The organism is Microvirga sp. CF3062, from assembly GCF_036314045.1.
Lineage (GTDB): Bacteria > Pseudomonadota > Alphaproteobacteria > Rhizobiales > Beijerinckiaceae > Microvirga.
Genome location: NZ_JAYGGN010000011.1, coordinates 69,627 through 82,601, shown reverse-complemented (window position 1 = coordinate 82,601; position 12,975 = coordinate 69,627). Strand labels below are relative to the sequence as shown.

Annotated in this window: 7 protein-coding genes; 3 read left to right on the top strand and 4 right to left on the bottom strand. The window is 60.1% G+C overall.

The features are described 5' to 3' along the window. Positions 1-30: 30 nt before the first annotated feature. Both VB618_RS18225 and VB618_RS18220 read right to left on the bottom strand, forming a co-directional pair. Entirely contained in the window at positions 31-912 is an 882-nt protein-coding gene (locus tag VB618_RS18225) for a hypothetical protein (RefSeq protein WP_329798159.1), read from the bottom strand. Between the two features lie 19 nt (positions 913-931). Then, a complete protein-coding gene (locus VB618_RS18220) occupies positions 932-3,376 on the bottom strand; it encodes a YfhO family protein (protein ID WP_329798158.1) in 2,445 nt (814 codons plus the stop codon). A 295-nt stretch (positions 3,377-3,671) separates the two neighbouring features. On the opposite strand from VB618_RS18220, the gene VB618_RS18215 reads away from it, so the two are divergent. Continuing rightward, positions 3,672-4,235: a nitroreductase family protein gene (locus VB618_RS18215; RefSeq protein ID WP_329798157.1), complete on the top strand. Its 564-nt coding sequence runs from the start codon at positions 3,672-3,674 to the stop codon at positions 4,233-4,235. A gap of 4 nt (positions 4,236-4,239) precedes the next feature. Continuing rightward, on the top strand, positions 4,240-4,848 hold the full coding sequence (locus VB618_RS18210) for a flavin reductase family protein (RefSeq protein WP_329798223.1): 609 nt from the start codon (positions 4,240-4,242) through the stop codon (positions 4,846-4,848). 110 nt (positions 4,849-4,958) lie between these two features. On the opposite strand, the gene VB618_RS18205 is transcribed toward VB618_RS18210, so the two are convergent. Continuing rightward, positions 4,959-8,936, bottom strand: a complete 3,978-nt coding sequence (locus VB618_RS18205; protein ID WP_329798156.1) for an Ig-like domain-containing protein — start codon at positions 8,934-8,936, stop codon at positions 4,959-4,961. Positions 8,937-9,262: 326 nt separating this feature from the next. Here VB618_RS18205 and VB618_RS18200 point away from each other — a divergent pair, with 326 nt between their 5' ends. Next, positions 9,263-10,360 carry a helix-turn-helix transcriptional regulator gene (locus VB618_RS18200; RefSeq protein WP_329798155.1) on the top strand — a complete coding sequence of 366 codons (1,098 nt, stop codon included), beginning with the start codon at positions 9,263-9,265 and terminating at the stop codon, positions 10,358-10,360. A gap of 15 nt (positions 10,361-10,375) precedes the next feature. On the opposite strand, the gene VB618_RS18195 is transcribed toward VB618_RS18200, so the two are convergent. Continuing rightward, on the bottom strand, positions 10,376-12,862 hold the full coding sequence (locus VB618_RS18195) for an Ig-like domain-containing protein (RefSeq protein ID WP_329798154.1): 2,487 nt from the start codon (positions 12,860-12,862) through the stop codon (positions 10,376-10,378). Positions 12,863-12,975: the final 113 nt, after the last annotated feature.

Here is a 12,975-nt window from a genome sequence, read left to right as displayed (position 1 = left end):
ATGCCGCGGGGCCGGAAAGGTTCAGGGCAGTCAGGGTTTGGCGAGAACCTCGATATCGCGGTCGAGTCCGCTCTCGATCTTGAACTCGCGGGTATGGACCTTGCCCTCGTGGCGGGCGATGAGGACGTATTCGCCCTCGGCCAGTGTTACGGACGGGAAGGCCCCGATAGCCTCGCGGATCACGTCGCCGCCCGGGGTGAGCACGCTGAAGGCCGTTCCGGCAAAGGCTTCGCCGCCTGCGGACGCCACTAGCTTCATGGTCACGGTGGCTGCGCGGTGGTTGAGGGTTGCCTCGGTGACCCGGCCCGATTCCACCTTCAGATCACTGCGCATGATGGCGTTGGCATCCCCGTAGGTGGAGACGATGTGGTAGGTGCCCTCAGGCAGGCGGATCATGTCGTTCGCCTTGGCTTCGGCGATCACGAGCCTTCCTTCCGAGTTCTGCGCCTCCGGCACATAGACCGAGAAGGTGAGGCGGTTGGCCGGAATGGGGCTCCCGCTGACCGCACCTTTGAGCTGAAGGGCGCCCGCATTGATCGCGAGACGCTCGTTCAGGTTGCCGCGCTGCACGCTGATGCGCTTCGAAGCGCTGGCAAAGCCATAGGCCACATGGATGATGTAGTTGCCCGGCGAGAGGGTGAAGCTCGGCGCAGGGCTGGTGGAGCGGGCGACGATCACCGGTTGGGAGGCGTCGCCGCGATCCTCATAGATCCGCCAAACGAGACCGGATCGGATCGGCTCGTTGCTCCCGGCAAAGGTCGCGCCCGCATTCACCGTTACCTGTCCGATGGAGATCGGAGGCTGGTTTTGTGACATGGACGGCACGGCAGGAGACTGGGCCGCGGCCGTGGATGCCGACAGGAGAGTCAGAAGACCGAGGACGAAGGAGCGTGGATTCACGGAAAAAGGCATCGTTTCGAAAAATCGCTCGTTACCGGAGCGGAGCTGCGATGGCCGTTTGAATCGGCTCGTCCTCGCTCTTCACGATATCGGCGGCGGCTGCAACAAGATTTTCCAGGGACATAGGGCGGAAGTGGAACTCGACCCGGTGCCGTCCCGGACCGATCTCGACCCCACGGAACAGGAGATTGGTCCGCAGGATCGGGCGGCGCTCGCCGTCCACAGTAGCCTCCCAGCCCGGATAGTGAATGTCGTGCAGCACCAGCACGCCGTTCGCGCTGCTGTCGACCTCGATCGTGACTGAGTTCCGCTGATAGCTGACGATGCGGGCCTCACCCTTGGCGGGTTCCGGCTTCGAGCCGGCCGGGGAATACCGGGCCTTGAGGAGCGGCAGGCTCTCGTGGTCGATGAGGGCTTCCGTCTCGCGGTTGAACTCCGGCAACTCCTCCTCGCCGAGCACAGCCTCGGAATCCACCGGACTCACATGATGAGCCACATAAGTGCGGGGGCCGGAGGCATTCAGGCGATAGATCCACATCCGCCCGGTGCCATAGACCACCTCCGCATCGGCCAAGCGGGGGAAATGGCGCGGCAGCTTGTCGGCAGGGCGATCGAGAACGATGTAGTCGAGCCCGAGCAGGCTCGCGAGTTCGCATTCGTAGCCGCGGAAGCTGGTCGGGAACTGGCGCAGGTTGGGGTCTTCGGCATTTTCCCCCGGACCGATGGCCCGCTCGTAATCGGCAAGACGCAAGGGGTTGTAGCCGATGATGTCCTCGATCCCGAGCACCATGGAGGCGTTCTGCCAGGCACCCTTCAGGCCGAGGATCTCGACACGGGGATACTCGCCATGGGCGTTCCGCTCGACGAGTTCGCGCTTGAGGATCTGGAGGCCCTGCAACTGCTCGGGCGGCAGCTTGGTGAAGACGGTGTAGCGCTCGGCCGGCTCGGCGTTGAGGGCCGAGGCCGCGTGGCGGCCGATCAGCTCCGCACCCGTCAGTGTGACCAGCACCAGTGCCATCACCCCACGCCAGCGCGGTGCGGCGCTCAGCTTGGCAATGACCAGGACCGCCACGGCGGCCGCGGCGAGGCTCATGCCGATTTCGGTTAAGGCCGGGGCGGCATGCCCGCCCTTGACCGCGAACGACAGGGCACTGGCGATGGCCGCGATCACAAGGCCTAAGGCGAGCAGGGGCGGGAGGGCCCAGAAGCGGCCGAGGGCGGCGCGGTTCCACCTGGGGAGCCCCTCCGTCACATAACGATGCACGAGATAGCCGCCGGCAAAGGCCAGGGCGATGTTGATGAGGAAGGTGGCATCCGCCGGCCTGCGGTAGAGGTTCACGCCCGGCATATGGTCGAAGATGAACTCGAAGCCCGGGGTGTAGCGCCCGAGGGCATAGAGCAGGGCGGCCATGCCCATCGCGAGGAAGAATCGGAACTCGCGGGCGAACAGGCGCCCGCCGGCGACACCGTTCCAGATCAGAAGAAGGGCCGGGATCGTGCCGATGAACAGGTAGTTCGTGGCCCGGTCGGTCCAGGTTCCTTCAGCCAGGCTGTGCCAGTCAGGCCCCCAATAGTCATAGGTCCAGCGCAAGGAGCCGAAGACATTACCGAAGAGGATCGTTGCCAGGCTTTCCGGCGGCAGGGACCCCATGGCGGCCACGCCGAAGCCGAAGGAGGGGCGCGTGGAGGTGGCGAGGAACTGCATCGTGAGGACGACCGGAACCGCCATCAGCGCAGCCCCGATGGCTCCCATGGCGATCAGGAGCCCCAGGCGGGATCTGAGATAGGGAAGGGAACCGGGAGCGGCCCAGATGCGGTGAACGGCGACTGCAATCAGCGTGAGCGCGCAAAGGAAGGCGACCTGGTCCCGCCCGAGGACCATCAGGACCGCGCTCAACGCGAACAGAACGCCATAACGGTAGGAGCGGCGGTCGAGCGCCTCCTCCAGGAGCCAGAAGGCCAGGGGGAAGAAGCCGTAGCTGAAGATCATGCCCGTGTGCTGGAGCCGCGCGGTGGCGGAGCCTCCGAGCATGAAGACCAGCGCGGCCACTACGGCGCCGGCAGAGTGCCAGCCGCGCCGACGGAATATCGGCACGAAGGCGAGGGCGCCGGGAAGGAAATGGGCAAACACGACCACGTCGAAGGCCTGCATCGAGGGCTCGGGCACGAGCCATCCGAACAGCAGCATGGTGGGCGTGAACAGAAGGGACTGGGGATCCGCCGCCGAGGGGTGGCCGCCGAAATGGTAGGGGTTCCAGAGGGGCAGTTCCCCATGGGCCAGGGCGGCGCCCAGGTAGCGCAGGGTCGGGTAGAACTGGTTCTTGGAGTCCCACGGAACGACCGTTCCGGTCAGGGGCCAGATGGATACGGCCAGCGCCCAGGCGGCCAGGATGAGACCGAAGGCGATGAGCGTCTCGCGCCTCGACCAAGCGGCGGGGGAAGCAGGACTACTGGGTCCGAAAAAGGATGTCTGCATTGCTTTCAAGCGGCGTCTCGCCGGCGTACCTCACCCTCCGGCGTGACCCTCAAGCCTGCTCTTGTGCAGGCTGCCGGGTCCGCCAGGGTTGAAACCTGCTTGGCGTCTGACCGCACTCCCCCTATACATCCGCTGCTGTTTCTTCTGTGGCAGCGGCCCGCCCTTGGGACGCCCGCGCTTCCTCAAGCGCATCAAGACGGCGAGACGATGGCCGGCTTCAAGGCCCATCGTGCTCGCAGCCTTCGTGAGCATCCACCTACATTGTTCCACATTATCCAAGCCGGATGAAGAGCCCATGAACGATAGCCTTTCCCGCCTTCTGCAGCGCCGCTCCGTCCCTGCGCGCTGGCTGGGCGAACCGGGGCCGAGCGAGCAGGAGGTCGAGACCCTCCTGAAGGTGGCCTCCCGGGTGCCGGACCACGGTAAGCTGGTTCCATGGCGCTTCATCCTTATCCAGGGCGACGCCCGTCAGCGCCTCGGCGCGGTGCTGGCGACAGCCTTTCAGGCGGACAACCCCGAGGCCGGCGAGGACAAGCTGGCCGTTGAGCGGGAGCGCTTCGCCCAGGCGCCCCTGGTGGTTGCGGTGGTGTCCCGCGTCGTGCCGCATGTGAAGATCCCCGAATGGGAGCAGGTTCTCTCGGCCGGCGCCGTCTGCATGAACCTCCTTAACGCCGCGATGTTCCTCGGCTACGGCGCCTCCTGGCTTACCGGCTGGGCCGCCTTCGACCGGCGGGTGCTCGATGCGCTGGGTTTGAATCCAAACGAACGGATCGCCGGCTTCATTCATATCGGCACGGCCAAGGAGACGCCGGCTGACCGCGACCGGCCCAGCCTCGACGACATCGTGACACGGTTCTAATGTGATGTTCTACGAAACCGCCACCAACGCCCATGGCCTGCCGCACGATCCGTTCAAGGCCATCGTCACGCCCCGGCCCATCGGCTGGATCTCCGCCATGAGCGCCAAGGGGGAGGTGAACCTTTCACCCTACTCGTTCTTCAATGCCGTGTCTGAGCGGCCGCCCATGGTGGCCTTCTCCTCGGCGGGCAAGAAGGACGCGCTCACCTTCATCGAGGAGACGGGCGAGTTCGTCTGCAACCTGGCGACCTACGACCTGCGGGACAAGATGAACCTCACCTCGGCGCCATTACAGCGCGGCGAGAACGAGATGGAGCATGCGGGCCTCAAGGCCGCACCGTCCCGGCTGGTGAAGCCGCCCCGGGTGGCGGAGGCAGCGGCGGCTCTCGAATGCCGGTGGCTCCAGACCGTGCCGCTCGAGCCTCTCGGAGGCGGCGACCCGTCCTACTACCTCGTGATCGGTCAAGTGATCGGGATCCATATCGACGACAGCTACATCGTCGACGGCCTCGTCGACACGGCCGCCATGCGACCCATCGCCCGCTCCGGCTACCGTGACTACTTCGTGGCGACCCCGGAGACAAAGTTTTCCATCACACGACCCGGAGGCTGACACGGCCGGATCGTCGGCGGAACGCCGTCCCGGCCCGAGAATGTAAAAAGCCCGCGATGGTCTCCCATCGCGGGCTTTTTCGTTTGTTCAGGCTTCGATCGTCATCTGGATCAGACGATGAAGAAGTCCTTCTCGGTCAGCTTCAGGTTCTTGGAGAGGGTAGCGATCTCCACCTGCTTGCCCTTGCCGGAGCCATCGGCGTCGTAGAAGAGCTTGCCCTTCTTGTCGTCGTAGATCACGTAGTCGTTCTTGTCCTTGGCCTTGTCGCCGATGGTGAAGAACGACTTGCTGAGCTTCGCAGGGCTCGCTTCGGTGCCCTTCTTGCCGAGCTTGGTGAACACGGCATTGTCGAGCCAGAAGCTGTCGTCCTTGACAATGAAGTCGAGAACTTTGTCCACGTTCGACTTGCTGGCCACGGTGTCGAACACGAACGTGTCCTTGCCAGACTCACCCTTCAGGGTGTCCTTGCCGATACCGCCACGGATATTGTCGTTGCCCGTGCCGCCATAAAGCATGTCGTTGCCTGCGCCACCCGCGACAGTATCGTTACCGGCGCCAGCCTTGAACACATCGTTGCCCGCATTGCCCGTAAGGACATCCGAGGTCGAGGTGCCCGTGACTTTTTCTCCAGAAACGTCTCCGACGTCGATGGTGAGGGTCTCTACGTAAGTCGCACCAGCCGAGTCTTTAACCTGAACCCGGATCGTGTGCGACGTTGCCTGCTCGTAGTCGAGTGCGAAGTTGCGCGCGACAGTGAGGAGGCCGGTTGCTGCGTCCACAGCGAAGCGTCCACTTGCATTGTCGAGCAGGGCATAGGTGAAGGTGCCACCTTCAGGATCCGAGGCCGTCAGCTTGCCGATCTCGGTTCCAGCCACCGAATTCTCAGTGACCGCATTCTTCGACAGGAGGATATCCCGCGGCGCATCATTGACGGCGTTGATGGTCAGTTCGAAGGTCTGAGGCGCGCTCTTTGCACCCGCTGTATCAACCACACGGTACTGGAACTCGACAGGACCGTTGAAGTCGGCCGGCGGAACGTAGCTGAAGGTGCCGTCAGCCTTGAGCGTCAACCCAGCCACTGGGGCAACTAGTTCGTACTTCAGCGAGTCGCCATCGTCTACATCGGAACCGGCTGGAACACTGCCGGTGATGACCGTGTCCTCATTGCCCGAAGCGCTGTTGCCGGTGGCAGCTGCGACCGGGGCCTCGTTCACGTTCGTCAGATTGACGGTGACCTCACGTTCCTCGATGTTGCCAGTTGCATCCTCGGCAGTGATCAGCAGCACGAAGCTCTTCTGGTCGGATTCGCTCTCGAAATCGAGCGGGCCGCCAACATACACGAGGTTGCCATCGACAATGTTGAACAGGGCTTGATCGTCACCGCCGGTGATCGTGAACGTTTCGCCCTCTTCAGGGTTTAGCATTGCGACTGTGACCGGTGCTGTCGTGCCGTCTGCATTCTCTGCAAGTGCCAGGGGGGAGGGGACGTTAGGAGCAGCAGTGTCGAGCGTGAAGGTGAATGTGGTCGCCTCCGACACATTGCCGGCTGCATCCGTCTGGCGGACATGGACTGTGTTCTGACCTTCTTCAGCCTCGAACGACGAGCTCCATGTGGCGCCGTCGGTCGAGTACTCGACTGTTGCGCCAGCCTCGAGGCCCGTGATCGCCAGTTCACCGTCATTGGTGATCTTGTCGCCAGCTGCGCCGGTATCGTTGGCCAGAGCCACAGCCGGGGCCAGTACCACTGTATCGATAGTCACCTTCTGAGTGGTGGTGGTCTCGTTACCGGCTGCATCCCTGGTCACCACGGTGATGGTGTGCTCGCCTTCTGTCAACTTGGTGGCGTCGAACGTGTAGCCGCCGTTAGCTTCAACCAGATCCTCATCGCCGATTTTGGCTGATATGACCGTAGCGCCGACATCCGGAGTGATAGTCACCGCCACTGCGTTCGTAGCCTCGGTCTTGTTCAGGCCATTCGCAGCGCCAGCCACTGCAATCGCCGCCGCCGCCGGGGCAGTAGTGTCTAGTGTGAAGGTGAGGATCGATGGTGTTGACACGTTGCCGGCTGCATCCGTTTGGCGGACATGAACCGTATTCTGGCCTTCCACTGCTGCGAAGGTCGTGTTCCAAGTCTGGCCGCCATCGATCGAGTAATCGACTGTTGCACCATCCTCGATAGCACTGAGGTTTAGCTCACCGTCATTGGTGATCTTATCGCCAGTCGTGCCGGTATCGTTCGCCAGAGCCACAGCCGGTGCTTCCGGAGCTGTGATATCCATATTGCCATCAATGGCATCGACGATAGTGACCACGCCGTTGAATTTACCGCCGGCATCGCTACGGGCAACCAGCAGCTTCGCCGCCAGGTCCTGAAGGAACTTCGGGTTGTTAAGCCGGTCGGCAACCTCTTTCAGAATGATGGTGTATGGATCGGCCTCAAGCTCATCGACACGGGCCGCAAGCGCCGCATTGCCGGCGACGGAACCCCACTCCTCGATCAAATCCTGACGCTGCTCGCTGAGAACGCCAACATAGTCCTTGAGGGCCTTGACCATGGCAGCAGCATCGCCAGCATTGTCGATTGCCTGAATGAACACATACTTGTTGTATTCCACGCTGACCTGATGGTCGAGCGCCTCAACCAGGGCCTCTTCTGTCGAGAAGTCACCGAAGAACTTCTTGATCTCAAGCACGCCGTTGGCGACTGCTGTCTGACGGCCCGAGGGGCTTGGGATGTGGGCGTACTCAGCTTCGCTGGCATCGTCCAGTAGATCAGCGCCGTGTGTTGTAATTGCGGCTAGAATTTCGGCGGAGGTGGTGGCGCTGTTGAATGCGTAGACTGCATCAACGGCATCGCCAGCTTTGTCCAGAGCGTCAACGAGGGTCCAGACACCATTGTAGTTAGCGTTGCCGCGGGTAGCAACGAACTGGGCGCTCAACTCGGCCAGGAAGTCGGCAGCGTCAGCATCGTCGAGACGTGCGTCAAGTGCCTTCAGGATGATCGTGTAAGAATCGGCCTTGAGTTCCGCGACGCGGGCTGCGAGGGGAGCGTTGTTCGCGATAGCGCCCCACTCCTCAATTAATGCTTGACGCTGGTCATTGAGAACCTCCACCTGCTGAGTGAGTTCACCTGCAATGATGTCAGCGGCTTCTTCGGTCCGAGCGTTGTCGATAGTCCGGATAAAGACGTACTTATTGTATTCAACGTTGACTTGTTGGTCGAGCGCTGCTGCGAGAGTCGCCTCCGTAAAATCGCCGAAGAACTTTTTGATCTCTAGCAACCCGTCAGCAATGGCCGTTTGACGGCCCGAGGGACTTGGGATGAAGGCATACTCGGCTTGACTGTCAAGATCTAGCAGATCAGCGCCATGCGTAGTGATAGCCGCCAAGATCTCGGCGGAGGTAGTGGCGCTGTTGAACGCATAGACCGGATCTACAGCGTCGCCAGCCTTGTCCAGCTCGTTGAGGAGTGTCCAAACGCCAAAATAGCTGGCCTCGCCACGGTCTGCGAGGAACTTGGCAGTCAGTTCGGCGAGGAATGCATCACCGTCCGCATCGTCAAGACGCGCATCGAGCGCCTTCAGGATAATCGTGTAGGGATCTGCCTTCAGCTCGGCAACGCGAGCGGCAAGCGGTGCGTTATTCTCGACAGCGCCCCACTCTGCGATCAGCGCCTGACGCTGGTCGTTGAGGGTGCCAACCTGTGCCAGGAGGATCTCTGCGAGATCTGCGGCAGCCTCGTCACCCCGAGCGGTGTTGATGTCGTCGATGAAGACCTGCTTGTTGTACTCGACGTTGACCTGATGAGCGACAGCCTGAGCAAGAGTGGCTTCGGTGAAGTCACCAAAGTAAGTCCTGATTTCAAGGATGCCGTCGGCAACAGCCGTCTGACGACCGGAAGGGCTCGGGATATAGGCATACTCGGCTTGGCCGGCGTTATCGAGCAAAGTCGCTTTGTGTTCAGTGATTGCTGCCAGAACTTGCTCAGCAGTCGTAGCGCTGTTGAAATCTAAAACAGGATTTTCAGACATAAACATTCCCCCAAACTCACCCTCATGGTGAGCATTTCGAACTCTTGGGAGCGCCATGGGGCGCCCCGCCGATCGCGTCCGTTGCCATTGCCCTGCCGCTTCCAACCACGCGGGGAGAGGGCGATGTGTGGTTTCGTAACGTTAAAGAGCACACCTCAGGGGAATCGCTCATTACCCATATGGGGAGTTGATAACGTTCCAAAAACTACGTAAATGGGGAGTGTCTCGAAGAGGCTGCCTACCTGTTTGGGTAGGTGCCGTAAGGGCATCCAGCGTGATAGGGGCTAAAGCAGCCAGGGATGCAGCAGCATCTCTAGGCTGCAGAAATTAACAAAGGCTTTTCGGGCTGGCCCGTGGTTTGTCGAGTGTAGAGTTGTCTGCAAATGCCAGTAACAGAGGCTTTCTATGAGGCTGCCATCGTTCCAGAGTTGTGGAAGGAGGCGCTGGATCGTGCGAGCGAGGCCTGGAATGCGGATGGCGTCATCGTCTCATCCTATCCTGACTGCCTGAGCGGCTATCTCAACTCCGGTCGAATGGAGGAGTTTTGCGGCCGCTTCGTCGGTGAAGGATGGTACAAGCGCGATATTCGAGCAGTCCGTGGGCTCGCCTTCGTGCGCAAGGGCAATGAACTCGTTACCGATCTCGATCTCTTCACACCGGACGAGTTGACGCAGCTTCCGTTCTACACCGACTTTCTTGAGCCTTTAGGTTTCCAGTGGTTCGCAGGGGGGCTGCTGACTGAGATAGGCGCGCCACAGATTACGCTCTCTGTTCATCGCAAAGCCGGCAGGGACCCGTTCCTGCAGAATGACTTGGCCCGCATTCAGCGGGACCTGCCGCACATGAAAAGAGCCGCCCGGCTGGCCTCAAAAGCTCGCATGTCCTACGCCGAGGGATTGGTCGACAGCCTCGAGCGTTTGACCTGTGGCGCTATCCTGATCGATTGGTTGGGACGGGTCATCCGCATGAACAAGAAAGCCGAGAGCTATCTCGGGACCCATTTCCAGGTAATCTCATCCCGCGTCCGATCACGACATCGGGAGAACAATAAGGCTTTGCAGGAGCTTGTAGAGACTTGCACCCAACCGTTCATGGAGCGGAGCCGGGATGCCGTGACATCCGCTCTGCTTCACAGGCCAAATGAACTCCCTCTCGTTGTTCATGCCCATCCTATTGTTCGCCGGGCTTCAGATGTCTTCCAAGGGGCTGCTGGCCTTCTTTTGCTCAGCGATCCAGGGGAGGAGCGGGGTCTCGATACCAAGACCATCCAGAAGATGTTTCAGCTGACACCCTCCGAGATGCGGATCTCCACAGGACTTGCGAAAGGTCTCGACACGCAACAGATCGCAAGCCAGCATGGGATCGGTGCCGATACTGTCCGCTACCATCTTAAATCGATCTTCGCCAAGACGAGCACGCGTCATCAGGCACAACTAGTCAGCCTGCTCTCCCGCCTCTCGGACCCGCCTGAACTCAACTAAGGGTGCTTGCCGGGTCTAGATGACGAAGAAGTCCTTGTAGGTCATGGCGAGCTTCTTCGACAGGGTGGCGATCTCCACAGCCTTGCCTTTGCCAGAGCCATCGGCATCGTAGGAGAGCATGCCCTTCTTGCTGTCGTAGATGAGGTAATCGTTCTTGTCCTTGGCCGCAGAGCCGGCCACGAAGAAGTCTTTCTTCAACTGCACGGGCTTCATTTTCGAGCCGAACTTGCCGATCTTTGTAAAGACCATGTTGTCGAGCCATAAACTGTCGTCCTTCACATTGAAGTCGACGATCTTGTCTTTGTTCGTGCTCTTGTTCGCCTTGCTGTCGAATACGAAGATGTCCTTGCCTGATCCGCCCGTCAGCTGATCGTTCCCAAGTCCGCCCCAAAGCGCGTCGCGGCCTGAGCCGCCCCTGAGAATATCTGCAGAGGACGAGCCTATGATCCTCTCGCTCGTATCGTCATTCACTTGGATGACAAAGGTCTCCTGATACGCGGCGGCGTCCTTATCCTTCACCTGCACAGTGACCGTGTGTGTGGTCGCCTGCTCGTGGTCGAGCTTGACGCCGTCCTTGACCACAAGAAGGCCATTGCTGATGGCGAAACACCCGTCGGCGTCGTTTATCAGGGAGAAGGCGAGAGCGTCATCGTCGATGTCGAATCCCCTAAGCGTGCCCACGACTGTCCCGGCTGTGGCGTTCTCCTCCACGCTGTCGGTCGACAGAACGATGTCATGCGGTCTGTCGTTCACCGGGCTGACGGTGATCGTGAATGTTCTCGGTTGACTTGTCCCACCTTCAGCATCGACCACCTGATATTGGAATGTCACTGTGCCGTTAAAGTTTGGCGTCGGCTGGTAGCTGAAGGTGCCGTCCCCACTGAGTGTCAAACCTTGGACGGGCTGCATCAGCGTGTAGGTCAAATCATCGCCATCGATGTCCGTACCAGAAGGGACGTGTCCCATAATGCTGGTATCTTCAATGCCCGATGCGCTGTTGCCTGATCCCGCAGCCTCAGGGGAATCATTTCGCCCTGTAATGGTAACGGTAATGGTCGCGACCGCAGTACCGTCCAGAGACTGAACCGTCAGCGTCTGGTGAACCTGCTGGCCTTCCTTAAGAGATTGCGCGGCGCTGTTGAGCGTGAAGCCCCACTCACCGGTGATGCTGTTGAAGGCAAACGTCCCGAATTGTTTCTGAAGCTCGCTTTCCTCAACAGTCTTGAACCTGTTTTCGCCCCAGTCACCATCCTCGACGGTCATGCGGCCGCCAACACTATGCAGATCACCCTCGTTCATGGAGCCGGAACTACCGCCGGTAATCGCAGCGTCGTAGGTTGCATCAATGGCCCTGTCGATCATGTCGAGCGCAGCGATCAAAGCGTCGATGTCGGGAAGTATACTGCCTTGGCGTGCCGCCTGCATCCTCACGGTCAGTTCTGCTAGATAAGCCTCATCGCCAATTTGCGAACTGACTTCGCTCAGGATGATGGAATAGGTTTCGCCTTCAAGCTCAATCGCACGGGCAACCGCAGCCTCGTTGCCACTGTTGATCCATCCAGCAATCAGCTCCTGCCGCTGCTGATGGAGGTGTGTGACATGGGTGCTCAATGCTGCTGCCATGGAGCTGGCATCCTGTGCGCTGTTGATCGCTCGGAGACCTGCAAGACGACCATGGACAATATCGATCTGCTTCTCCACGACCGTTGTAACGTGATCCGGCGAGGTGAAGTCTCCAAATAACGTTCTGATCTCGGTCACGCCAAGTCCAACGGCCTGCTCGTAGGCATCCTCTTCAGACAGCTGCTGGAGCTTATCGAGGTGATCGGGATCGAGCAGTGCCGATGCATGATCTTTGATTGCGACGAGCATGGCCTCCCAACCTGCCGCATCATTGAATGGCGTGACGATGCTCTCCGATCCAAGCACATCAATCGCATCACCGAGCCCCTCGATGAGACTATCGAGAGTATCGAAGGGTCCGTTCTCCTCGCGGGTTGACATCATTTCCGCCGCCAAGGCGTCGAGGTATCGCCCATCGTCGAGACGAGGGGCGATCTTCCTTAAAACAGTTGTGTAAGGCTCGGCCGCAAGTTCGGCAGCTCGAGCTTTGACGGCAGGGTTGTCACTTAAAGACCATTCCTGAATGACGCTTTCTCGGTCGTCGTAGAGCAACTGCACCTGCTCAAGAGCAGCCCTCATGTCCTCCACGCTGCTCGATGTTTCAAAGGCGTAGACGAAATAAAACTTGGCATATTCCACATCGATCTGCCGCTCGACGACAGCCTTGATCTCCGACAGGGATGTGAAGTTCCCGAACAGGGTCTTGATTTCGTTGACGCCGAGACCGACTGCCTGCTCGCGATCTACGTCGTCTGCCAAGTAACCGAGATTCTCGATATGGATGTCATCAAGAAGCGCCGCGGCATTGCTCTTGATCGCGGTCAAGACCTCGTCCCAATCGGCCGCATCATTGAAAGCTGCAACAATAGCATCGGACATCCGAAATTCCCTATGCCTGTCTTTGCATGGCGTCTTCCGGCGATGCCAAGAACATTCCGCTCGCTATCCGCCATCCATGAAGCAGAGGAGCAAAGTCCTCATCATATCGATAG